The 24,660-nt window shown below is 49.9% G+C and carries 21 protein-coding genes; 16 read left to right on the top strand and 5 right to left on the bottom strand.

Annotated features, from left to right (window positions below):
* Positions 1 to 14 precede the first annotated feature (14 nt).
* The 3 genes from tssH to CG67_RS14515 all read left to right on the top strand — a co-directional run bounded on the left by tssH (position 15) and on the right by CG67_RS14515 (position 4,085).
* Complete coding sequence (gene tssH, locus CG67_RS14525; protein WP_025903661.1) at positions 15 to 2,549, top strand: type VI secretion system ATPase TssH; 2,535 nt, start codon at positions 15 to 17, stop codon at positions 2,547 to 2,549.
* The gene (locus CG67_RS14520) at positions 2,536 to 3,660 is read left to right on the top strand and encodes a VasL domain-containing protein (RefSeq protein ID WP_025903660.1); all 1,125 of its coding nucleotides are present in this window, start codon (positions 2,536 to 2,538) and stop codon (positions 3,658 to 3,660) included. The genes tssH and CG67_RS14520 overlap by 14 nt, the downstream gene beginning before the upstream one ends.
* A gap of 95 nt (positions 3,661 to 3,755) precedes the next feature.
* Positions 3,756 to 4,085, top strand: a complete 330-nt coding sequence (locus CG67_RS14515; RefSeq protein ID WP_235501142.1) for a chorismate mutase — start codon at positions 3,756 to 3,758, stop codon at positions 4,083 to 4,085.
* Positions 4,086 to 4,282: 197 nt separating this feature from the next.
* On the opposite strand, the gene sseA is transcribed toward CG67_RS14515, so the two are convergent.
* On the bottom strand, positions 4,283 to 5,125 hold the full coding sequence (sseA, locus tag CG67_RS14510) for a 3-mercaptopyruvate sulfurtransferase (RefSeq protein ID WP_025903658.1): 843 nt from the start codon (positions 5,123 to 5,125) through the stop codon (positions 4,283 to 4,285).
* A 323-nt stretch (positions 5,126 to 5,448) separates the two neighbouring features.
* Between sseA and ndk the strand changes: the two genes are divergently transcribed.
* The 11 genes from ndk to CG67_RS14455 all read left to right on the top strand — a co-directional run bounded on the left by ndk (position 5,449) and on the right by CG67_RS14455 (position 15,936).
* Complete coding sequence (gene ndk / locus CG67_RS14505; RefSeq protein ID WP_025903657.1) at positions 5,449 to 5,880, top strand: nucleoside-diphosphate kinase; 432 nt, start codon at positions 5,449 to 5,451, stop codon at positions 5,878 to 5,880.
* Positions 5,881 to 6,065: 185 nt separating this feature from the next.
* Positions 6,066 to 7,241, top strand: a complete 1,176-nt coding sequence (locus CG67_RS14500; RefSeq protein ID WP_025903656.1) for a bifunctional tRNA (adenosine(37)-C2)-methyltransferase TrmG/ribosomal RNA large subunit methyltransferase RlmN — start codon at positions 6,066 to 6,068, stop codon at positions 7,239 to 7,241.
* Positions 7,242 to 7,315: 74 nt separating this feature from the next.
* Positions 7,316 to 8,056, top strand: a complete 741-nt coding sequence (gene pilW / locus CG67_RS14495) for a type IV pilus biogenesis/stability protein PilW (RefSeq protein ID WP_111678624.1) — start codon at positions 7,316 to 7,318, stop codon at positions 8,054 to 8,056.
* Positions 8,046 to 9,086, top strand: coding sequence for a cytoskeleton protein RodZ (rodZ, locus tag CG67_RS14490; RefSeq protein WP_025903654.1), 1,041 nt, complete (start codon positions 8,046 to 8,048; stop codon positions 9,084 to 9,086). The genes pilW and rodZ overlap by 11 nt, the downstream gene beginning before the upstream one ends.
* A 32-nt stretch (positions 9,087 to 9,118) precedes the next feature.
* A complete protein-coding gene (ispG, locus tag CG67_RS14485) occupies positions 9,119 to 10,240 on the top strand; it encodes a flavodoxin-dependent (E)-4-hydroxy-3-methylbut-2-enyl-diphosphate synthase (protein WP_025903653.1) in 1,122 nt (373 codons plus the stop codon).
* Between the two features lie 110 nt (positions 10,241 to 10,350).
* Entirely contained in the window at positions 10,351 to 11,625 is a 1,275-nt protein-coding gene (gene hisS, locus CG67_RS14480; RefSeq protein ID WP_025903652.1) for a histidine--tRNA ligase, read from the top strand.
* A 40-nt stretch (positions 11,626 to 11,665) separates the two neighbouring features.
* Complete coding sequence (locus tag CG67_RS14475) at positions 11,666 to 12,283, top strand: YfgM family protein (protein ID WP_025903651.1); 618 nt, start codon at positions 11,666 to 11,668, stop codon at positions 12,281 to 12,283.
* 19 nt (positions 12,284 to 12,302) lie between these two features.
* A complete protein-coding gene (bamB, locus tag CG67_RS14470) occupies positions 12,303 to 13,484 on the top strand; it encodes an outer membrane protein assembly factor BamB (protein ID WP_025903650.1) in 1,182 nt (393 codons plus the stop codon).
* A 171-nt stretch (positions 13,485 to 13,655) separates the two neighbouring features.
* Positions 13,656 to 15,143 (top strand): ribosome biogenesis GTPase Der, encoded by a 1,488-nt coding sequence (der, locus tag CG67_RS14465; RefSeq protein WP_025903649.1) that lies wholly within the window; start codon positions 13,656 to 13,658, stop codon positions 15,141 to 15,143.
* A 47-nt stretch (positions 15,144 to 15,190) separates the two neighbouring features.
* Positions 15,191 to 15,448, top strand: a complete 258-nt coding sequence (locus CG67_RS14460) for a zinc-ribbon domain-containing protein (protein WP_235501141.1) — start codon at positions 15,191 to 15,193, stop codon at positions 15,446 to 15,448.
* Positions 15,448 to 15,936, top strand: coding sequence for a DinB family protein (locus tag CG67_RS14455; protein WP_025903647.1), 489 nt, complete (start codon positions 15,448 to 15,450; stop codon positions 15,934 to 15,936). Before CG67_RS14460 ends, CG67_RS14455 begins: the two co-directional genes overlap by 1 nt.
* Before the next feature lie 98 nt (positions 15,937 to 16,034).
* Here the strand turns inward: CG67_RS14455 and xseA are convergent, their stop codons facing one another.
* On the bottom strand, positions 16,035 to 17,426 hold the full coding sequence (gene xseA, locus CG67_RS14450; RefSeq protein WP_025903646.1) for an exodeoxyribonuclease VII large subunit: 1,392 nt from the start codon (positions 17,424 to 17,426) through the stop codon (positions 16,035 to 16,037).
* A gap of 158 nt (positions 17,427 to 17,584) precedes the next feature.
* On the opposite strand from xseA, the gene guaB reads away from it, so the two are divergent.
* Together guaB and guaA are read left to right on the top strand one after the other, a co-directional pair.
* Positions 17,585 to 19,051: an IMP dehydrogenase gene (guaB, locus tag CG67_RS14445; RefSeq protein WP_025903645.1), complete on the top strand. Its 1,467-nt coding sequence runs from the start codon at positions 17,585 to 17,587 to the stop codon at positions 19,049 to 19,051.
* A gap of 69 nt (positions 19,052 to 19,120) precedes the next feature.
* Complete coding sequence (gene guaA, locus CG67_RS14440) at positions 19,121 to 20,701, top strand: glutamine-hydrolyzing GMP synthase (RefSeq protein WP_025903644.1); 1,581 nt, start codon at positions 19,121 to 19,123, stop codon at positions 20,699 to 20,701.
* Positions 20,702 to 21,079: 378 nt separating this feature from the next.
* Here the strand turns inward: guaA and CG67_RS14435 are convergent, their stop codons facing one another.
* The 3 genes from CG67_RS14435 to CG67_RS18420 form a co-directional block, all read right to left on the bottom strand.
* Positions 21,080 to 21,559: a hypothetical protein gene (locus tag CG67_RS14435; protein WP_025903643.1), complete on the bottom strand. Its 480-nt coding sequence runs from the start codon at positions 21,557 to 21,559 to the stop codon at positions 21,080 to 21,082.
* A 35-nt stretch (positions 21,560 to 21,594) separates the two neighbouring features.
* Positions 21,595 to 22,668, bottom strand: coding sequence for a hypothetical protein (locus tag CG67_RS18425; RefSeq protein WP_200910043.1), 1,074 nt, complete (start codon positions 22,666 to 22,668; stop codon positions 21,595 to 21,597).
* Positions 22,669 to 22,802: 134 nt separating this feature from the next.
* Positions 22,803 to 24,596 carry an RNA-directed DNA polymerase gene (locus CG67_RS18420; protein ID WP_200910042.1) on the bottom strand — a complete coding sequence of 598 codons (1,794 nt, stop codon included), beginning with the start codon at positions 24,594 to 24,596 and terminating at the stop codon, positions 22,803 to 22,805.
* Positions 24,597 to 24,660: the final 64 nt, after the last annotated feature.

Genomic DNA, 24,660 nt, shown 5'->3' with positions numbered 1-24,660 from the left:
GAAATGGAATATTTATGAGCCGCTATTTAAAACACATCGTTGATAAACTGACCCCGGAAAGCCGTGCGTGTCTGGACGACGCCGTCAGTCAGGCGATTTCCCGTACCCATCATGAAGTCGACGTTGAACATCTTTTACTGGCGATCATTGTTCGCCACAGCAGCCTGATGGAAACACTCAGCCTGAGTGCAGGGCTGTCCGGTGATGCCCTGCTCAGTGCGACACAGCAAACGTTGAACACGCTGCGAAACGGTAACAGCCATGCGCCAGTGTTCTCCTTTGGGCTGGTTCAGTGGCTGGAAAAAGCCTGGGTTTGCGCCAGTGCGGGCTGGGGACTAACGCAACTGGCCCCCGCTGCATTACTGGCGTGTCTGCTGGATGAAAATACTGCACCGGAGCTGGCCGGCGGCGTACGGAAAGCGCTTCACTGTACACCGGAGGTTGCAGAAAATGTGTTGCTTAACGCCTGCCAGCCCGCAGAAAGTCGTGTGCTTTCACCGGCACAGACGAAGCACAGCACCCTCTCTACATTTACCAGAAACCTTACTGAACAGGCGCGTAATGGCGAACTGGATCCGGTGCCGGGACGGGAAGCAGAAATTCGCCAGATGATTGATATTCTGTTGCGCCGCCGTCAGAACAATCCGATCCTGACCGGCGAGCCAGGTGTGGGAAAAACCGCGCTGGTGGAAGGCCTGGCGCTGCGCATCGCTGCGGGTAACGTCCCCGATGTGCTGAAATCCATGGAAGTCCTGACGCTGGATCTCGGCCTGCTACAGGCGGGGGCCAGTGTGAAAGGTGAGTTCGAGAACCGCCTTAAGGTGCTGATGGAGGAAATTACCGGTGCCCCGCAGCCTGTCATCCTGTTTATTGATGAAGCGCACATGCTGATTGGCGCAGGTGGTCAGACCGGCCAAAACGATGCAGCGAATCTGCTGAAACCCGCGCTGGCGCGCGGCGAGCTACGCGTCGTGGCGGCGACCACCGGGGCAGAATATAAAAAGTATTTCGGGAAAGATGCCGCCCTGAGCCGCCGTTTCCAGCCGGTGGAGGTTGCCGAGCCGTGCATAGAAAGCGCTACCGCTATGCTGCGAGCCATCGCGCCCGCCATGTCCCGTCATCACGGCGTACAGATCCTTGAAAGCGCTATTCACGCCGCGGTAACCCTCTCTTCCCGTTACATTACCGGCAGGCAGTTACCGGACAAATCCGTCAGCCTGCTCGATACCGCCTGCGCCCGCGTGGCAGTATCCCGGTCATATTCTCCGAAAGAGATTGAAGATATCGAGGCTCAGCTTACTCATCTGCACACTGAACGTGATGCGTTGAATAAAGAAGGGCAGCACGGGAAGCGGCTGGCTACGCTGGCTCAGCGGGAAACTGAACTGATGGCCGAACGAACCCATCTCCGGCAATTGTGGAAGCAACAAAAAGCGCTGGTGCAACAGTTGCAGGAAAGCGACGATGCAAGCGCCATTGCCCGCTGGCGCAGCGAACTGGCGAAGTTACATGAAACCCACGCGCTGGTATTTGATTGTGTAGACACCGCCTGTATCGCCGATGTGGTCTCCGGATGGACGGGCATCCCGCTGGGACGGATGATGGAAAAAGAACATCATCAACTGAGTGAGTTACATCACCGGCTGGAACAGCGCATCGTCGGCCAGAGTCACGCACTGGCAACCATCGCCACACAAATCCGTATCAGCCGCGCCAACCTTAGTGACCCGCAAAAACCTACGGGCGTCTACCTGTTAGCCGGCCCCTCCGGTATCGGAAAAACGGAAACTGCGCTGGCGCTGGCGGAGTTGCTGTACGGTGGTGAGCAAAGTCTGGTAACGATCAATATGTCAGAATATCAGGAGGCGCACAGCGTCTCTGGCCTGAGGGGGTCGCCACCGGGGTATGTAGGTTATGGTCAGGGCGGTGTGCTGACCGAGGCAGTGAAACGCAATCCGTACAGCGTGGTCCTGCTCGACGAAGTGGAAAAAGCCCATCCGGATGTGATGGAAATGTTTTATCAGGTGTTCGACAAAGGCATGATTGAGGATGCGGAAGGTCAACGCATCAACTTCCGTAATACCCTGATTATTATGACATCAAACCTGGCGAGTGCGAAGATCATCGCAGCCTGCGAGGGAGGAGAGACCTCGCCAGAGGCACTCTGTGAGCTGATACGCCCGGAGTTCGAGCATGTTTTCCGCCCGGCGCTGATGGGGCGCATCACGTTAATCCCGTATCTGCCGTTAAAACCCCAAACGCTTGCGCAGATCATCAGGCTTAAGCTGGACAAAATCTGCCATCGTTATCACGTCGCCAGCAACGGCGAGGGTCAACTGAGTTACAGCGAAAGCGTTGTCACCCGGATAGCCGGACTGTGTCAGGTGAACCAGAGCGGTGCCCGCGATATCGATCAGGTACTGAACCGGCATACACTGCCATTGCTGGCAGATCACCTGTTTCAGGAAGACAAGGTCATGAAAGGCGGCCTGAAACTTACCCTCAGCAAAAATAAACTCGTGACGCGGAAACACCATGACAAAGGCTAATGCAATTTTAAAACCTGTTGATGTGAAAATCAGTTGCCACGATCCTCGCCATCACCATGAGTTTTTGCTGCTCAGTAACCACGTCAATGGCTGGAAGCGCCACGTTCACGACCGGTCATGGTGGCTGACGCAAGAGAACCAGTGCCTGGAGATCTTTCAACGCCACGGTTACGACCTGCAAAGCGGGGTCTGGTATTGCCTGATCAGCGGCCATCGCCACGGCTGGATTGGCATGGCCAATGCCACGTTATTGCTGGCGGAAGCCTTTGGCAGAAAACAGCTCCAGTGCTGGCCACCCTTAGCCGCCACAGATCTTCGCATGCAAATTATCGAATGGTATGCCACGAATGCTGCGACCAGTGTTTACAGCCTGCCGCTCACCAGTGCAGAACCTGACACGCTGACACAGCTTGAAGAAGCCGTATCGATGATGCTCAGCCATGCGTTGAGCCTGCAATCGCGCAGTCAGGCGGCGCTGAGTCATCTGCTCGATTATCTCCGCTCAGGCCGCCGGTCGTTGCAACAACGGGCGCTGGCGGTAACCCCGGCGGTTTCCGCACCGGCATCGCCGGGTGTTCAGGCCGCCAGAGAGCCTCTTCCGGAGCCTGTGGTGGTACAGCCGCATTGCCGCTCCCGAAAGTCCTGGCTTGTCAGTGGTATGGCCGGGATCGCGTTGACTCTCTGCGCGATGAGTATTTTTCACTGGCTGGAGCAACCTTCTGCAGCAGTGCGTTTAAACGTCCTGTGGCCGGATAATCCGTTGACCCTCCGCTGGCAAAGCTATTTCGCTGAACAAAGAGCCCGTCTGCCGACCATCAATAGCTGGGTGAGGGTAAATCGTCAGCTTGAACATCTGGAGCAACGCCTGCTTGATGCCGAGCAAAAGCGTAAGTCCTATATGACGATCTCAGAGCTGAAAACCGCAATTTATCAGATGCGTCAGACACTCCAGTTGGGCGGTCAGCCGGTGTTTGCGCAACTTGATGAGGTACAACGAAAACTCGATAACCATCATCCGGTGAGCGAAACGGAAATTAACGCGATTTCACAGCATTTAGAAGCGCTGAACAGCCGTTTAACCGAGCTCAAAAGCGAACATGATCTCTTATAGGTCAGGACTTACCTTCGACGGGGGAGCATCGTTCTGGTATGTTGTCCGTGATGTTTTGTGATCGGAACGAAAATTCCCGCGAAAAAGGAACCTGAATGATGTCTTCTGCAACGATTATATCCCCGGAGTCGTGCCGTGACATGGCCGAAATCCGGCACGAAATCGATCGTATCGATCAGCAGGTGATCTCGCTGATCGGAGAGCGCTATCAGTTTGTCAAAGCTGCGGCAAAATTTAAAAAAACGGCGGATCAGGTGCAGGCAAACTCCCGGTTTGAGTCCATGCTCCGGCAGCGTCGGGAATGGGCGGTGGAGTGCGGTCTGGAACCGGATGTGATTGAGGCCCTGTATCGCGACCTCGTGGGTTGGTTTATTTCAGAGGAAATGACGCACTGGTCACGGCAACAGTCTGCTGCTGACCGATAATCCCGGCATCAGTTGCAGAGTGCCGCTATGCGGGTTGGGCGCACGATACTTTTCCCCGCTCCCGCCGCATCATTATCATGGGCGGGAGAGGGGAGAGACAGGCGGTTCGCCCGGTAATAAAGGTGCTGCCCATCCGGTGTTGCTGAGTAAAACCCGGACGGATACCGGCAGACCGCCCTGCGGAAATCACTGACCGGTTACTGAACACCAGGTAAATCGTCCCGGCTTCCCCATTCCCCCCAGGAACCATCATACAGCGAGACCTGTTTATGGCCGAGCTGTGTCAGGGCTGCAATCAGGACAACCGCAGTCACTCCGGACCCGCAGGACGCGATGACCGGTTTTTGCAGGTCTACGCCTGCCGATTCAAAGACCGTTTTCAGGCGGGCGTTATCTGACAGGCGTCCGTCACTGACCAGGGTATTCCAGGGCACATTCAGGCTGCCCGGAATATGGCCGCGTTTCAGTCCCGGGCGAGGTTCATCCACCTCAGCATGAAAACGCGGGGCTGAACGGGCATCCAGTATCTGTGCTCCCCCTTCATGGCTCACCAGCAGCACATCATTCAGACGCTTAATTTGATCCGGTTGCGGGTGGGCCTCAAAAATACCGTCTGTCAGTGCCGGTTGGCCCTGCTCTGTCCCGTAGCCGCCGGCTTTCCAGGCCTGTAACCCGCCCGCAAGGATAGAGACTTCAGCCACGCCGAAATAACGCAGCATCCACCAGGCTCTGGGGGCAGAAAACAGACTGCCTTCATCGTAGACCACCAGATGTTTATCACTGCAGATGCCAAGTTCACGCATCGCAACCGCGAATGCTTCCGGTCGGGGCATCATATGCGGGTAGGGACTGGTGTGATCAGACAACGCTTCAATATCAAAGAAGGGAGCTGAAGGCAGGTGTTCCGCCAGATACTCCTGAGTAATATTGCGGGTCTGTTCCTGTCCTGGCGGTAACATACGTGCATCGAGCACCTGAACCTGTGGGTCATGCTGATGTTCTGCCAGCCATTCAGGGGTAACAAAAAGCGTCTGACTCATAGCCTCTCCTGTGAATGAGCATTTTTTTGAGTGTCGGTGATTTTAAGAGGCAGCTCAAGCCTTGTGCCGCAAAAAAAGCAGGCCAACGGTGACGACAGGCGTTGGCCTGATCCCGGTGACTGGCTGCGCTGTTTACTAATTGACCTCCCCGGGCGGTCTGCTGACTTTTTTTTTAAAAAAAATGTGATTACCCGTAGGCAATGAGCGCTTAGCCCCCTATAATTTGCGCCGTTTCTTCGCCGGAATGGTTAATTCGTACGCTTTTAATAAGAATACCAGGCCATTCCACGCGACATACTTTGGAAGTTCAGACTGAGGTCAAAATGACAATCGAACGTACTTTTTCTATCATCAAGCCAAATGCTGTTGCTAAAAACGTGATTGGTGCTATCTACAACCGTTTTGAAAGCGCTGGCTTCAAAATTGTTGGTGCTAAAATGCTGCACCTGACTAAAGAGCAGGCTGAAGGCTTCTACGCAGAACACAAAGGACGTCCTTTCTTTGATGGTCTGGTTGAATTCATGACTTCAGGCCCGGTTGTTGTTTCAGTTCTGGAAGGTGAAAATGCTATCCAGCGTCACCGTGACCTGATGGGTGCAACTAACCCGGACAACGCACTGGCAGGAACTTTACGTGCCGATTACGCTGACAGCTTCACCGAAAACGCAACTCACGGTTCAGATTCTGTAGAATCTGCAGCACGTGAAATTGCTTACTTCTTCGGTGAAGGTGAAGTCTGCGCACGCACCCGTTAATCTGTCGGTGCGGGAATTCACTGTAAATATACAGTGACAAAATTGTCATCGAAAGGGGGACCCCCGATGGCATCCCGCAACAGATAATGTACAATGAACACCCCCGCAGAGTTTTCTGCGGGGGTGTTCCTTTTTAACTATCCATTACCGCGCCATAACGTGTAACAACGAGGCCAGAGATTATTATGTCCGAACCTGCAGCTACTCCTGTGTCCGATACCCCCGTAACCGTGACCCCTAAAAACACCAAAATCAACTTGCTGGACCTTAACCGTCAGCAGATGCGTGAATTCTTCCTTGAAATGGGTGAAAAACCTTTCCGTGCCGACCAGGTCATGAAATGGATGTATCACTACTGCAGCGATGATTTCGAGCAAATGACCGATATCAACAAAGTGCTGCGCCAGAAGCTGGCCCGGGTTGCGGAAATCCGGGCGCCGGAAGTGGCTGAAGAGATGCGTTCTTCTGACGGTACCATCAAGTGGGCTATCCGCGTGGGTGACCAGTTAGTCGAGACGGTATATATCCCGGAAGACGACCGTGCGACATTGTGTGTTTCTTCGCAGGTAGGGTGTGCACTGGAGTGTAAATTCTGCTCAACCGCTCAGCAGGGCTTTAACCGTAACCTGCGTGTGTCCGAAATTATCGGTCAGGTATGGCGTGCGGCTAAAATTATCGGTGCAGCGAAAGTCACCGGTCAGCGCCCCATTACTAACGTTGTGATGATGGGAATGGGTGAACCCCTGCTGAACCTGACCAATGTCGTCCCGGCGATGGAAATCATGCTGGATGACTTCGGATTCGGGCTGTCTAAACGTCGTGTCACGTTATCGACTTCCGGTGTGGTGCCGGCACTCGATAAACTGGGCGATATGATCGATGTTGCGTTGGCTATTTCTCTGCATGCGCCGAACGACGCGCTGCGTGATGACATCGTACCGATCAACAAAAAATACAATATTGAAGCGTTCCTGCAGTCGGTCAAACGCTACATGGAAAAATCGAATGCCAATCAGGGCCGCGTGACCGTGGAATACGTCATGCTGGACCACGTTAATGACAGCACTGATGATGCACATCAGCTGGCTGAAGTACTGAAAGATACGCCCTGCAAGATTAACCTTATCCCCTGGAACCCCTTCCCGGGCGCACCTTACGGCCGCAGTTCTAACAGCCGCGTAGACCGTTTTTCTAAGGTGCTGATGGAATATGGCTTTACCACCATTGTGCGTAAAACCCGTGGTGATGATATTGATGCCGCCTGTGGTCAGTTAGCCGGGGACGTTATTGACCGGACCAAGCGGACAATGCGTAAAAAAATCGCCGGGGAAGAAATCTCTGTGAAGACGGTTCAGGCGTAACCAAAGCAGGCTTTCCCTGGTCTGAGCGCTGTGTAACTCTGCTGATGACACCGTAACCATCAGCAGGGAGAGGCATGATGCTCAGATATTCAGGGATAGTTTGTGGGTTGCCGGTGGTGTTTTTATTCACCGCCTGTACGCCACATCCCGGCCCCGTGGCCGGAGAGATACGCTTACAATTGGGCCTGCAGTATCTGGCGGCTGGCGAATATACTGCAGCTGAACGTAATTTACGGCGTGCCGTCAAGGCATCGCCGGACGATTATCGCCCATTACTGGGGCTTGCCAGGCTTTATCAGACTCAGGGCCATGATGCGATGGCCGGAGTCTGCTACACTCGGGCGGAGAAGCTGGCACCTGAAAATGGTTATGTACTAAATAATTACGGTGCGTTTCTCTGTGCTTTAAGGCAGTATGATAAAGCGCAGTCGCGTTTTTTACTGGCAACTCTTGCAACAACAGGGGACGGCCGGACTCAGACGATGCTGTCAGCGGGGTATTGTTTTCTTGATGAGGGGAAACGAGGCCAGGCAGCAGAAAAACTGACGGCTGTGATCAGTAGTGAACCCGCTGCAGCAGATAAGTTACTGGCAGAAGCGGGGCGTCGCATTGAACGACAGAAGTTTGCCGATGCCGGATTTCTGCTGGAGATTTATCACCAGTTTCGTTCTGCCAGTGCAGAAAGCTTATGGTTAAAGATTCTTTACGCCGTGCAACAGAATGACGCCAGTGACGTGAAACGTTATGGTGAGCAGTTAGCGCGGATCTTTCCACTTTCGATACAGTACCAGCGTTATTTAGCTAATGAATACTGAAGCCACCCAAGAAAAATCAGCCGTTCAGTCCACCGGTGAGCGCCTGCGTTTAGCGCGCGAAGCCAAAGGACTGAGTCAGCAAAATGTTGCAGAACGTCTATGCCTGAAACTTTCCACGGTACGCGATATCGAGGAGGATAAGTCTCCGGCCGATTTAGCAGCGACGTTTCTGCGCGGTTATATCCGTTCTTACGCCCGTCTTGTGCAGGTACCGGAAGATGAAATTTTACCGATGCTGTCCAAACAGGCCCCCATCTGTGCGGCGAAAATTACGCCGATGCACAACATCGCCCTCGGCAGCAGCGGACGACGGAAAAAGCGTGACGGAATGTTAATGACATTCACTCTGCTGGTCATCGTTGTGGTTGTCGGCCTGACAGTGGCCTGGTGGTGGCAAAATCATAAAGCCTCACAGGCCGATCTTAATGCCATGACCAGTACCACGGCGGGCAGCGGTAATGAACAATCAATTCCGTTATCTGATGGCAGTGATGATGCCCCGGCCGGCGGTAATGCGATCCCACTGGATACCGGGAGTGCTGCGCCAGCCACAACGGACACGACTGCACCTGCTGCGACCGGTAACGCGGCAGCAGCCGATAACACGACACCTGCCTCTTCTGATGCTGCCGGCAGTGCGGCTCCGTCTGCGGTTGTGACACCGTCTCAGGCAGCCCCTGCGCCGACTCAGCCAGCGACACCGGCGGTACAGAGTCCTGCGGAAACACAGGCACCTTCGGCACCGGCAGCCTCTCCGGTCACGACCGATGCAACGGTGGCCACCACCAATGCACTGGTGATGAATTTCCGTGGCGATTGCTGGCTGGAAGTGACAGATGCTCAGGGTAAAAAATTATTCAGCGGATTACAGCATAAGGGCGGTCAGCTGAACCTTAACGGTAAAACACCTTACCGTGTCAAAATCGGTGCGCCTGCGGTTGTCTCTGTACAGTTCCGAGGTCAGCCCGTTGATTTAAGTCGTTTTGTTCGTACTAACCAGGTCGCTCGCCTGACGATTGGCGCGCATTAATACGCCATCCCGGGGACTTGTGGAGAGAAAATATGCATAACCAGGCTCCAATAAACCGTCGTAAATCTACCCGGATTTATGTTGGTAAGGTGCCAGTCGGCGACGGAGCGCCTATTGCCGTTCAGTCAATGACGAATACCCGCACTACCGATGTGGAAGCTACTGTTAATCAGATCAAGGCACTTGAACGTGTGGGTGCCGATATTGTTCGTGTTTCAGTTCCGACGATGGATGCGGCTGAGGCTTTTCGTCTGATTAAGCAGCAGGTCGATGTACCGCTGGTGGCTGATATTCACTTCGACTACCGTATTGCGCTGAAAGTTGCTGAATACGGCGTTGATTGCCTGCGGATCAACCCGGGTAATATCGGCAATAATGAACGTATCCGCCAGGTCGTGGATTGCGCACGTGATAAAAATATCCCGATCCGCATCGGGGTGAATGCAGGATCACTGGAAAAGGATCTGCAGGAAAAATATGGTGAACCGACGCCACAGGCCTTACTTGAGTCCGCGATGCGCCACGTTGATCATCTGGATCGTCTGAACTTTCATCAGTTCAAGGTGAGCGTTAAAGCTTCGGACGTTTTCCTGGCGGTTGAGTCTTACCGGCTGCTGGCAAAACAGATCGATCAGCCATTGCACCTCGGGATCACGGAAGCGGGTGGTGCCCGTGCCGGTTCAGTAAAATCTGCTATCGGCCTGGGCTTACTGCTTTCTGAAGGGATCGGCGATACGCTGCGTATTTCTCTGGCCGCCGATCCGGTTGAAGAAATTAAAGTCGGTTTCGATATCCTGAAGTCATTACGTATCCGCGCCCGCGGTATCAACTTTATCGCCTGCCCGACCTGTTCCCGTCAGGAATTTGATGTCATCGGTACCGTGAATGCTCTTGAGCAGCGACTGGAAGATATTATTACCCCGATGGATGTCTCCATTATTGGTTGTGTCGTGAACGGCCCGGGCGAAGCCACGGTGTCGACACTGGGTGTGACCGGCGGCAATAAAAAGAGCGGCTTCTATGAAGATGGTATCCGTCAGCGTGAGCGACTGGATAACCTCGATATGGTCGACCAGCTTGAAGCGCGTATCCGGGCTAAAGCCTCGATGCTCGACGAAAACCAGCGAATTAATGTCCGCCAGGTTGAGAAATAAGGGTTGATGTCTTCCTCAGGGAAGACATTTCTTTGATGATTGCACCTGTGCGGTATTGGCCCTATTAAGGTATGATGCCGGACAGGTTTTTTGTGTTAAGAGATTTTGACGTGGCAAAGAATATCCAGGCTATCCGCGGAATGAACGATTATCTGCCAGCAGATACCGCACTCTGGCAACGAATTGAACAGGTTCTGAAACAGGTACTGGCAGGTTACGGATTCAGTGAAATCCGTCTGCCTATTGTTGAACAAACGCCTCTTTTTAAACGCGCGATCGGCGAAGTGACCGACGTGGTCGAAAAAGAAATGTACACTTTCGACGACCGTAACGGCGATAGCCTGACTCTGCGCCCTGAAGGGACTGCCGGGTGCGTACGTGCCGGTATTGAACACGGTCTGTTGTACAATCAGGAACAGCGTCTGTGGTATATCGGACCGATGTTCCGCTACGAACGTCCGCAAAAAGGCCGTTACCGTCAGTTCCATCAGATTGGCGCAGAAGTTTTCGGCCTGACCGGGCCGGATATTGATGCGGAACTGATTATGATGACCGCCCGCTGGTGGAAGGCTCTGGGTATTGCTGACCATGTCAGCCTGGAACTGAACTCCATTGGTTCCCTGGAAGCCCGTGCAGCCTACCGTGATGCGCTGGTCGCCTTCCTGGAAGAACATAAAGAAGCGTTGGACGATGACTGTCAGCGCCGTATGTACAGCAACCCGCTGCGGGTACTGGACAGTAAAAACCCTGATATCCAGCAACTCCTGAACGATGCACCTCAACTGGGTGACTATCTGGACGCAGAGTCCCGTGAACACTTTGACGGCCTGTGTGCACTGCTGGATGACGTGGGTATCGCTTATACGGTGAATCAACGCCTGGTGCGTGGTCTGGATTATTATAACCGTACGGTCTTTGAGTGGGTGACGACCAGCCTGGGCTCCCAGGGTACAGTCTGTGCCGGTGGCCGTTACGACGGTCTGGTGGAACAACTGGGTGGCCGTGCTACGCCTGCTGTCGGTTTTGCGATGGGTCTGGAACGTCTGGTACTTTTAGTGCAGGCCGTTAACCCGGAATTTGAACCGAACCGTAAAGTGGATGTCTATGTTATCTCTTCCGGCGCAGGGGTTCAGTCTGAGGCCATGAAGCTGGCGGAAGAAGTCCGCGATGCAGCCCCGGAGATTAAACTGATGACCAACTTTGGCGGCGGAAACTTTAAAAAACAGTTTGCCCGTGCGGATAAGTGGGGAGCGAAACTGGCTCTGGTGTTAGGCGAAGATGAAGTCAGCAACCAGCAGGTTGTTATCAAGAATCTGAGCTCCGGCGACCAGCAAACCGTTAACCGGAATGACGTCTCCAGGTTTTTACTGAGCGCACTGCAGTAAGCCAGGGATAAGTATTAAGTTTTAACAGGAGTAGGATTGCGTGGAAGTTTACAGTAACGAACAAGAGCAAACTGCGGCTCTCAGAAACTTCTTTACCGGCAACGGTAAAGCGCTGGCCGCCGGCCTGGTGATCGGTATTGCTGCCCTGGGAGGCTGGCGTATCTGGGTCAGCCATCAGGAAAGTAATGCCCTGGAAACGTCGGCCCGTTACCAACAGTTGTCTGAAGCCATGAATGCAGATAAGCCGGAAACGCTGGATGCGCTCGCTGCTTTTGTGAACCAGACACACGGATCTTATGGTGCTCTGGCAGCGATGAACCTTGCTAAGGTTTATGTTGACGGAGGCCACCTGGATAAAGCGACTCAGCAACTGGAGCAGGGGCTGAAAGATAGCGATGATGCTAATCTGCAGGCAGTGATGCGTTTGCGTCTTGCCCGTCTGCAGTTGCAACAAAATCATCCGGATGATGCACTGAAGACGTTGGACAGTATCAAAGGCGATGGCTGGACGGCGCTGATGGCCGATATCCGTGGTGAAGCGTTGCTCAGCAAAGGCGACAAACAGGGTGCCCGCGCTGCCTGGAGTAAAGGTATTGATTCTGATGCATCACCGGCAATGAAGCAGATGATGCAAATGAAATTGAATAATTTAAGCTAAGCCAGTAAAGAGAGAGCGCATGGAATTACGTAAATACCTGCTGCCGGGACTCGTTTCGGTCACTTTGCTCAGCGGTTGTTCGCTATTCAGTGGCGAAGAAGATGTCGTAAAAATGGCACCCCTGCCAAAAGTTGTAAATCAGTTCACCCCTAAAATGGTGTGGGATAAATCGGTTGGCGATGGTGTGGGTGATTTTTATTCGAATCTGCATCCGGCATGGCAGGATAATACTGTCTATGCGGCAGATCGCTACGGTATTGTTGAAGCACTGGATGCGAACACGGGTAAACAAAAATGGAAAGTTGATCTTTCTACCCGTACCGGTTTCTTCTCTTCCAATATACCGGCGCTGTTATCCGGCGGGATCACAGTACAGGGTAACCTGCTGTATATTGGTACAGAACACGGTAAAGTCTTCGCACTGAACAGCAGTGATGGTTCGATCGCCTGGCAGACTCAGGTTGCCGGCGAAGCCCTGTCACGTCCTGTGGTCAGCGATGGTTTAGTGTTGATCCATACCAGTAATGGTATGTTCCAGGCCCTGGACCAGAACACCGGTGCCAGCAAATGGGTGGTCAACCTGGATGTGCCTGCACTCTCTCTGCGCGGTGAATCTGCCCCGGCGACCGCTTACGGCGGTGCGATTATCGGTGGTGATAACGGGCGCGTGAGTGCTGTTATCATGAACCAGGGACAGATTATCTGGCAGCAACGTATCTCCCAGCCCAGCGGTGCGACCGAAATCGATCGTCTGAGCGATGTTGATACCACGCCGGTTATCGTTAACGGTGTCGTTTATGCGATAGCTTATAACGGTTCCTTGTCTGCGCTGGACCTGCGTTCAGGTCAGATCCTGTGGAAACGTGATATCGGCGGGGTTAAAAACCTGGTGGTCGATAACGGCCGTATCTACCTGGTCGATCAGAATGACCGCGTCGATGCGTTAAATATGGACGGTGGTGTGGAAATCTGGCGTCAGAGCGGTTTATTACACCGTAACCTGACCTCCCCGGTGCTGTATAATGGCTATCTGGTCGTCGGTGACGGTGAGGGTTATCTGCACTGGATGGATACCACCGATGGTCGTTTTGTCGCTCAGCAGAAAGTTGACAGTTCCGGGTTCCAGACCCAGCCGGTCGTCGCCGGTGATAAGCTGTTAATTCAGGCGAAAAACGGCGAGGTTTATGCCTTTACCCGTTAAGGGTAAGTAAAAATCCGGTAGTCAAATACCTGTTAATGGCGGCTCCTGTGATGCAGGGGCCGTTTCGTTTTTCTTCGGCTGACAGTTTTTCCTGTGAATAGCCTGAACTCTGTATCAGGAATCGTTATAATCACCGGATTCGGTCGAATTTTTTTGTCATGAGGCTTTATTATGGTACCTGTGGTCGCGCTGGTTGGACGTCCCAACGTAGGAAAATCCACACTTTTTAACCGTTTAACGCGTACCCGTGATGCGTTGGTAGCGGATTTCCCTGGTCTGACACGTGATCGTAAATACGGGCGCGCTGAAGTTGAAGGCAGGGAATACATTGTTATTGATACCGGGGGTATTGATGGCACCGAAGAGGGTGTCGAAACCCGGATGGCCGCACAGTCGCTGATGGCTATCGAAGAAGCGGATGTCGTACTGTTTATGGTCGACGCCCGTGCCGGGGTGATGCCCGCGGATGAGCAGATTGCCCGTCATCTGCGTGCCCGTGAAAAAGCCACCTTCCTGGTGGCTAACAAAACCGACGGAATGGACCCGGATAATGCCGTTGTCGATTTCTACTCACTGGGAATGGGTGAAATCCACCCGATTGCCGCATCTCATGGTCGTGGTGTCACTCAGTTACTCGAAACGGTACTCTTACCCTGGGCAGAGGAAGAGGTCATCGAGCCACTGACTGAAGAAGAAGAGAACGAAGCGTACTGGGCCGCGGTGGAAGCTGAAGAGCAGGATCTGATCCCGGAAGATGAGGAAGACGACTTTGACCCGACCACATTGCCGATCAAACTGGCGATTGTCGGACGTCCGAACGTGGGTAAATCGACACTGACTAACCGTATTCTCGGTGAAGACCGGGTGGTGGTTTACGATATGCCGGGGACGACCCGTGACAGCGTTTATATCCCGATGGAACGTGATGAGCGTGAGTATGTGCTGATCGACACCGCCGGGGTACGTAAGCGTGGTAAAGTCAATGATGCGGTTGAGAAGTTCTCCGTGATCAAGACGTTGCAGGCGATTGAAGATGCCAACGTGGTGCTGCTGGTGATCGATGCGCGTGAAGGTATTTCCGATCAGGACTTGTCACTGCTGGGCTTTATTCTGAACAGTGGCCGGTCACTGGTGATTGTGGTCAATAAGTGGGATGGTCTTTCGCAGGAAATTAAAGACGAAGTTAAAGAAGCTCTGGATTATCGTCTGGGCTTTATTGATTTTGCCCGTGTTCACTTTATCTCTGCACTGCATGGCAGCGGCGTGGGTAACCTGTTCGAATCCATTACTGAGGCTTACGACAGCTCAACGCGTCGTGTGAACACCTCGTTACTGACGCGTATTATGAAAATGGCAGAAGAAGACCATCAGCCCCCGCTGGTGCGTGGTCGTCGTGTGAAGCTGAAATATGCCCATGCCGGTGGATACAACCCGCCGATTGTGGTTATCCACGGTAATCAGGTGAAGGATCTGCCGGATTCTTATAAACGTTATCTGATGAATTACTTCCGTCGCTCGCTGAACGTTATGGGTACGCCGATCCGTATTCAGTTTAAAGAGGGTGAAAACCCGTACGCCGGAAAACGTAACCTGCTGACGCCAACACAGCAGCGTAAACGTCAGCGTCTGATGTCGCATCTGAAAAAGAATAAGCGTTAATTGATTAAGAGGGCCTGAGGGTCCTCTTTTTTTATGCCCCGGAGGAAATGATGAATTCTGTCTGTATTCACTGCCAGACCCCGTTGTCGGAAAAAGAGAATGAGTTTGTCTGTCTGCAGTGTCAGCGACACTATCTGAAGCAACCCTGTTGTCCGGTTTGTCATCAGGCGCTGGAGGTCCTTAAGGCGTGTGGTGCCGTAGACTATTTTTGCCCGCAGGACGGTCTGCAGTCCCGGTCGACGGTTCTGTATCAGGCAGGTGCAGAGAAAATCTGTCATGATCAACAGATGAAAAGGGGTGACTGATGGACAAACAGACCCTGATAAAATTACTGGCTTATAAGCGCTGGGCTGATACCGCAACATTAGAGGCGATAAAACGGATCGATCCGGCCTCGTCTGCGAAAGAGCATCATCTGATGCTGCGTCTGATGAATCATATTTATGTGGTGGACAGGATCTTCCGGGCCAATATGGCTGGCCTGCCGCATGGATACCAGGCATTGAATACCCCGGAAACCCCGACCGCAGAAGCGCTGATCACGGCGTTCAGGGAGAGTACAGACGAATATATAGCCTTTATCACGACGCTATCTGAGGATGAATTCGGGAAAGTGATCCGCTTTACCTTTGTCGATGGCGGTGAAGGCGAAATGCGGCTGATGGATATGGTCAATCATATTTTGTTCCACGGAACCTATCATCGCGGCGCGGTTGGCTGGCTGATCCAGAGTTGCGGAGGTGTCGCCCCGAAAGATGTCCTGACTGTGTTCCTTCGTGACTATCAGTCTTAAGGCCTTCTGATATCCTTGGTCAGGCAGGAAAGGAGGGAAGACCCCGGTCTGCCGCCGGGCGGGTTTCCCGGCAGCCGCATATCTCAGCAGGGACGTGATTAGTCTGCGGAGGGGGCGCGGGGTTTGCGCGGACGTTTTGCTGCTTTTTGTGGTGTGATCGCCGTGATTTCACTTTCTATCCAGCCATCATTCAGCCGTGTTCGCAGAGTTTCCCCCGCCTGTACCTGCCGGGTTTCTTTTATGACATCCCCGTTGCTTCCGGTCGTTACACTGAACCCGCGCGCCAGCGTTGCCAGCGGGCTGGCACTTTCCAGTTGTACGGCCAGGGTAGCGAAGCGCTGCCTGCTCTCACTGAGTTGCTTTTCCAGCGCCTGTTGCAAGCGGTAGCGGGCCTCGCTCAATTGCCGGGAGCCCTGGTAGATCAGGGGTTGAGGCTGACGGCGTTGCAGCCGTTGTGAGAGCTGTTCAAAATGCTGGCTATGCTGTTGCAACTGTTGCTGGATGGCCGACTGTAACTGACGCTGTTGTTGTAATAACAGCGTTTGCTGGCGTGAAAGGCGTAATTGCGGATGTTGCTGGTTAAGCCGGTGTCCGAGCTGGCTGAAACTCTGCTGACGACGCGCAAGGTAGTAATCCATCGCCATTTCCATTTGCTGTTGCTGTGACAGCAACTGACGCAGGAGTTCGGTCTGATTACGGCTGACCAGTTCGGCTGCGGCGGAAGGGGTCGGTGCGCGCAGGTCAGCCACAAAATCACAGATGGTGATGTCGGTTTCATGGCCTACCGCACTCACTACCGGGATTTTGCTGGCAAAAACAGCCCTGGCAACACGCTCATCGTTGAAGCACCAGAGATCTTCCAGAGAACCGCCACCCCGGCCGACAATCAGTACATCACATTCCCGGCGCTGGTTAGCCAGTTCAATGGCCCGGACGATCCCGGCAGCGGCTTCGTTACCCTGCACGGCGGTAGGGTAGATCACCACCGGTAAAGAAGGGTCCCTGCGACCTAACACCTGTAAAATATCATGCAGAGCAGCCCCGCTGGCAGAGGTGATGACCCCGACCTGACTGGCAGGCGAGGGCAGCGGTTGTTTATGCTGTGTCGCAAACAGGCCTTCGGTATCCAGACGGGTTTTCAGTTCAAGAAATTGCTGCTGAAGGAGTCCTTCGCCGGCGGGTTGCATACTTTCGACAATCAGCTGGTAGTCACCCCGCGGGTCATACAAGGTAACGGTGGCCCGGACCAGTACCTGTTGGCCATTTTGCGGGCGAAAGCTGACCCGCTGATTACTGTTACGGAACATGGCACTGCGCACCTGAGCGTTATCGTCTTTCAGGGTAAAGTACCAATGTCCGGAGGCCGGCCGGGTAAAATTGGATATTTCGGCAGTCAGCCAGACACGACCCATCTCATGTTCCAGCAACCGACGGACGGTCGCATTCAGGCGACTGACTGAGAAAATTTTAGTGTTTTCGTCATTCAACATGTGATGAAGATCAAATAATAAATCAGCGGGTTAATTGACCGATACTACATTGCCTGAACGAAGTATCAAGAGTTTTTTATAAAAAAGCTGGAGGCAAACGGTTCCCTCCTGTATAATGCCGCGGCAATATTTTATCACTTCCAGGTCGAGATATTGCTATGCTACGAATCATTAAAGAAGCCCTCACATTTGACGATGTTTTACTCGTTCCTGCTCACTCTACCGTCCTGCCGAACACCGCAGAACTCGGTACAAAACTGACTAAAAATATACGTTTAAACATTCCGATGGTTTCCGCAGCAATGGACACCGTCACCGAAGCCCGTCTGGCAATTGCGCTGGCACAGGAAGGTGGCCTCGGCTTTATTCATAAAAACATGCCTATCGAACGTCAGGCCGACGAAGTTCGCAAAGTCAAAAAATATGAAAGTGGTGTGGTGACTGAACCTCAGACCGTTCTGCCGACCACTTCACTGCTGGATGTTAAGCGCCTGACCGAAATCAACGGTTTCGCCGGTTACCCGGTGGTGAACGCCGAAAACGAACTGGTAGGGATTATTACCGGCCGTGATGTTCGTTTCGTTACTGACCTGAATCAGCCTGTTTCTGCGGTGATGACGCCGAAAGAGCGTCTGGTCACCGTGAAAGAAGGCGAATCCCGCGAAGTCGTTCTGCAGAAAATGCATGAAAAGCGTATCGAGAAAGCGCTGGTGGTGGATGCAGCATTCCATCTGAAAGGCATGATCACCGTAAAAGACTTCCAGAAAGCCGAACGTAAACCTAACGCCTGTAAAGATGCACAGGGACGTTTACGCGTTGGTGCCGCTGTCGGTGCCGGTGCCGGTAACGAAGAGCGTGTGGATGCGCTGGTGGCTGCAGGTGTTGATGTTCTGCTGATCGACTCCTCTCACGGTCACTCTGAAGGTGTTCTGCAACGTATCCGTGAAACCCGCGCTAAATATCCTGACCTGGAAATTATTGGCGGTAACGTTGCGACAGCAAACGGTGCGAAAGCGCTGGCTGACGCAGGCGTGAGCGCAGTTAAAGTGGGTATCGGCCCTGGTTCAATCTGTACCACCCGTATCGTGACTGGTGTCGGTGTTCCTCAGATTTCAGCCGTGGCTGACGCTGTCGATGCGCTGGAGGGCACCGGGATCCCTGTGATTGCCGATGGTGGTATCCGTTTCTCCGGTGATATCGCTAAAGCGATTGCCGCGGGTGCTTCCTGTGTCATGGTAGGCTCAATGCTGGCCGGGACAGAAGAATCTCCGGGTGAGATTGAACTCTACCAGGGACGTTCATTCAAATCTTACCGTGGTATGGGCTCACTGGGTGCCATGTCTAAAGGCTCTTCTGACCGTTACTTCCAGTCTGATAACGCGGCTGACAAACTGGTTCCGGAAGGTATTGAAGGCCGTGTGGCTTACAAAGGCCGTATGAAAGAGATTATCCATCAGCAGATGGGCGGACTGCGTTCATGTATGGGCCTGACCGGTTGCCAGACAATTGATGACCTGCGTACCAAAGCTGAGTTTGTTCGTATCAGCGGCGCGGGTATCTCTGAAAGCCACGTCCATGATGTGACCATCACCAAAGAAGCGCCTAACTACCGTACAGGCTCTTAATCTCTTTCTTATCCTCATCGCCCGGTCATGCCGGGCGTTTTAAGTAAATTTATTGCCTGGAAAACTGTAATGACGACGGAAAATATTCATAAACATCGTATTCTGATCCTCGATTTCGGGTCTCAGTACACTCAGCTGGTGGCACGCCGTGTCCGTGAACTGGGCGTTTACTGTGAACTGTGGGCCTGGGATGTTACCGAAGAGCAGATCCGCCAGTTTAATCCAAACGGCATTATTCTTTCCGGCGGCCCGGAAAGCACCACCGAAGAAAACAGCCCGCGTGCCCCTGAATATGTCTTTACCGCTGGCGTTCCTGTACTGGGTGTTTGTTATGGTATGCAGACCATGGCAATGCAGCTGGGGGGGAAAGTTCAGGGATCTTCAGAGCGTGAATTCGGTTTTGCTCAGGTCGACATTAAAACAGACAGCGCACTGGTCAAGGATATCCAGGATACCCTGAATGCGGCCGGGCAGCCTCAGCTGGATGTCTGGATGAGCCACGGCGATAAAGTCACCGCTATCCCTGATGATTTTGTCACTGTTGCCAGCACGGAAACCTGCCCGTTTGCCATTATGGCGAACGAAGAGAAACGTTTCTACGGCGTACAGTTCCACCCGGAAGTGACACATACCCGTCAGGGGATGGCACTGTTACAACGCTTTATCATCGATATCTGTCAGTGTGAAGCCTTATGGACGCCGGCGAAAATTATCGATGACGCGGTTGCCCGTCTGAGCGAGCAGGTCGGTGATGATCAGGTCATTCTGGGATTATCCGGCGGAGTTGACTCTTCAGTGACGGCGCTGCTTCTGCACCGTGCTATCGGTTCACGCCTGACCTGTGTGTTTGTGGATAACGGTCTGCTGCGTCTGAATGAAGCTGAGCAGGTCATGGAGATGTTCGGTGATCGTTTCGGTCTGAATATTGTGCATGTTCCTGCAGAAAACCGTTTCCTGGACGCGCTGGCAGGTATCGATGAGCCGGAAGCCAAACGTAAAACCATCGGTCGCGTCTTTGTTGAAGTCTTCGACGAAGAAGCACTGAAACTGGACAACGTGAAATGGCTGGCCCAGGGCACCATCTACCCGGATGTTATCGAATCTGCGGCATCCGCGACCGGTAAAGCGCATGTGATTAAATCACACCACAATGTGGGCGGTTTACCGAAAGAAATGAAGATGGGGCTGGTGGAGCCGCTGAAAGAACTGTTCAAAGACGAAGTCCGTAAAATTGGTCTGGAACTGGGCCTGCCTTACGACATGCTGTACCGTCATCCGTTCCCTGGACCGGGGTTAGGTGTGCGTGTTCTGGGTGAAGTGAAGAAAGAGTACTGCGACCTGCTGCGCCGTGCCGATGCTATCTTTATTGAAGAACTGCATAAAGCTGACCTGTATAACAAAGTCAGCCAGGCATTCACGGTCTTCCTGCCGGTTCGTTCGGTAGGCGTTATGGGTGATGGCCGTAAGTATGACTGGGTGGTTTCACTGCGTGCAGTTGAAACTATCGACTTTATGACGGCGCACTGGGCACACCTGCCTTACGATTTCCTGGGTCGTGTTTCTAACCGCATTATCAACGAAATCGACGGGATCTCCCGTGTGGTTTACGATATCAGCGGTAAGCCCCCGGCCACGATTGAGTGGGAATGATTTGACGTCTGGCAATAGCCTGCACGTGAAAGTAGTAAAGTACCTCTAAGCCCGCATTGCGGGCTTTTTTACCCCTTAACCACCTCATTAATTTTTATAAAACTATACTAGAAAAGTTTTATCAAATTACATTATGCAAAATTTTATATATCAATCCTGATGCATTAAAATCATATTATTATGAATATATCATGCACTATAATAACTACCTAACGCACTAGGAAAAATATGTTGCAGCCGTACACTAATGTAAACGTAACTTGATGGAAAGTATATCTGGGCGGAGACTAATTTAGTCTAGATGTAATCTGACAGGCACTAGTATAAATACTCGATAACTGCCAGGCTAAGCCTGATATAATAAACCTTATACGTTTATCACTTTATCACTTTATCAATTATTTTTTCTAAACTACTACTCCAGTGCTCATCAGAAACAGAACTCGAAATTTTCAAGTGATTTGCATGTCTTTTTAATTGTGACTCGATAGCTTTCGCCCACTTATCATCATTTTCATTTATTTCAAGAATTTGCTCAAATGAAAAAAGCATAGAAGAAACAAACCAACAGTACTTTGAATACTCCTCATTCCTAACAGCAGGTTTTTTCAAACCGAAAGAAAACTTTGAATAAGTTATACATAATTGTAAATATTGTTGGTATATACTATTTGCTGTTGAATTTTTAGATTCTTTGATATTCGACAGATACTGTTTATATGCGATAGCTGCAGCGATGATTGCAACTATAACTGTTATCACTGTTGCAATATTGGAAGCAATACTAATCCATTTAACCCAGAGGTTAATATCGAGTAAAGCAGACAAACCAGTTTTAAAACATGTTAAATTTTTCATTTAAAACCTTTAATTTAATGTGATTGTAAATAAATCTATTTTCTGGATTTTGACATTTTAAATCCAATGGGGACGGGTTTAAATTCGGATTCTTTATCTGTCATTTTAAATTTATTTTGAAACTTCCTAAGTTCTTTATAGTTAACTTCAGCGATCACGTAAGTGTCATAAATTCCACCTTTTACTCTTACTGAATCTCGTTTATAGTCTGTTCTGTACGGAGCTCTTACTCTACTGTCACCATATGTTCTGTTATTAACTTGAACCACAAATGAATGTATATCATGTGCTGTTCCTTCGACAAGAAAGCTGAATGTTTTCACATCTGGGTTCCATTCTAGCACGAAGAGACAATCTATTTTACCTTGAAATCTGAATCTATTCAGCGGGTTTGTTAAGTCACTACAAATTATTGTTCCAAAATGAAATTTCCCATGCTGATATACAGGGAAGGTACTTGTATGTGAATTGGGATCGAATAGCTTAAGTGATTTTTCACGCAGTAACTCTTTCTCTTCATGAGACGGAGAGTGTTTTGGTTGAAGTACTAAGATATTACTATTATACCCAGGCCAATTTGTCGATAATGAAAGTAGACAATCATTTCTAATGATATCTTTACTATTTCTATATCTATAATATTCTATTCCGGAAATTAAGGATATCTTCTGCTTGGCTAGTTTACCTGCAATGTTAACAGCCCATCGCCTAGGTAAAGAACATTCAGGGAAGATGATATAATCACATTTCTTACTCGACTTCAAAATGTTATTTACTAGGTTATTTATTCTCTCATATCTTTTTAAAGTTATATCAGGTGTATCAATCAAAGCTAATTGATACTGTTCATTGGTTGTTTCAATGTTAGTTAATGCTATGTATACACTCGACTTTATATGGCTTGGTACAGTTAAAATAGCACCATCATCATCACATTCTTTCCTGCCTATACTGAATTTAGGAGTTTTAGCCCCTCTTAGTCCAAGAATACTTTCTTTGAACAATTTATCTTCATTTTCATCTAATACTTTTGGACAAATAAGTGCTATCTCTTGTATGCTTAATGGCCGCGTTGGGAAAGCTAAAGCAGGCCAGTGAGGTACTTTCAAATCGGCCGACTCTCTAAATCTCTTAATCAAAGATAAGCGAAGTATTTTTTTTACGCTTATTTTTCTTGGTATGTTGGTTATATTTATATTTTCTTTTTGTGTATAGTACCAATAATCTTTATATGATCGACACCCTAAATCAGATAAAAGTAATTTATTACTAATTTTTTTATCTGTGGTTTGGTTATTTTTTTTACATCACCATCCTTAAGTATATTTAGGTTGATTATTAATTTTCTTAATGCTTCCCAGTTATCGAAATCTTTTGCTGTGGAAGATTGTAATGCAACTTCAAAAAACCTTTCATAGAAATAATTTCTACAGCTTTTTAGTTTAGGGTGTGTGGATTTATCAGTAGTTTCTCCAATAAGATTCAGGCATTCTGAAAAATTTTCGATAAATTCATCTACATAATTAAAGTCACCGTTTGTAATCATTAATTTAAAAACTCTATGCAGATATCCAAAAAGATCAAATAATCCTTTAGGTGTCAATATATAACGTTCTACCAATCCATAGAATTCAAGTCTAATAGCCCCCCACTCTTCGCTGGAAAGATCTTCTGAATAACTTTCAATATCTTTCAATAGTAGTGATAATCCTAATCTGCGTATCGACACACCATCGGCCTTGCGGAGAGCATCTGCAATCAATGAAGCATCTTCCGAGGCAAGTAACGTTTTGTTTGCCATTTCAATGGAGTCTTTAGGGACTTCTGGAAGCATTCTATATTCGCTAGATTGTTCTTTTATCTGGCTTTCAATTTGCTCAATAAAATCCAAGCCGTGCTTACCTGAAAGTGAAAATATTTTTTGCTTGCTAGCAGTGAACTTTAATAAACTATCAGTAGCATAATTAAACCTAAGTCTTAGGTCAGGTTGCTTTCCTTGTTCTCGATTTATTTTCAAGCACTCTACGTGTTTAGACATGTATGTGAGAATAGAATCTCCATTCAAAAGTAAATCATCCGGTGTCTTGAATACTAAAAATATATCATCAACATATCTACCATAATAATCAGGTTTGAGGCCTTTCTGTATCTGTATGTCGAGTTCGTATAGTAGAATATTTGAAATTACCTTTGATGCAGATAGGCCTACAGGTAATGCTCCTTCTTCTCTTTTTTTAAAGTCAGGAGTCTTCCTATACCAACTTGTAATGGAATTCAAAAGAATAGTGGTAAATTTCCTTTCATCACTGCTCAATTCAATGTTTATTTTTTTTAGGAACGATGGTCGGAGAATAAAGTTAGCAGATGCATTGTGATAAAACCCCGCAAGATCCATTGTAATAGCCGTAACTGAATTTTCCGCCTCAATGAGTTCCTTCATCTTACTTAAGCCCCTGTTTCTCCATTTTTTATATGCGGAGTAATACGGAGAAAACAAACCACTTGAATCATTATTAATTGGGCCATTATAAGAGAAGAAATTTTCTAAAACGTGTTTCTTTCGCCTCAGTCTGTTCCCATATGATAAGTTTTTATCTAATTTGGCTTCAAATTTGTGTCCGACTTTTAGAATCCATAATGCGGATATAATTTGATATTCAACACTTGGTGATTGTATCAAGCGATATTCTATATCTAGACGTTTATTTTTGTTTTCCTCGAATCGACGTTTCCAATCCTCAGTCGGATCAATCGAGCTATAGTGAACTTTTAATTCATTTTTCCAAGGTGAGTCATCAAGGGATTTTGGGACATAATGGTATTTTCCAATAAAATTTTCATCTTCCCACCATTCGGTATCTCCATTTATAATCTTAGCATGTAGTTTGACTATGTTATTATTTATATCGCTTTCGAACTCACAAAATGAGATTGCGTGTGGATGAAAGCTATCAAAAAAAGCTTCAACTTTTGCTTTTCTATATGCCAGGTAGACATCTGCTACTTTTATGTAGTCTTTACTAAAAAATTTTTTCATGTTGTCACGAATCAAAAAAACAAGTGCATAATATTAATTTATTTTATGTATGATTGGAATCGTT

The sequence above is a fragment of the Tatumella sp. UCD-D_suzukii genome (genome assembly GCF_000611875.2).
GTDB lineage: Bacteria > Pseudomonadota > Gammaproteobacteria > Enterobacterales > Enterobacteriaceae > Tatumella > Tatumella ptyseos.
The sequence above is the reverse complement of the archived record's forward strand: the minus strand, read 5'-3'. Positions and strand labels throughout refer to the sequence as shown.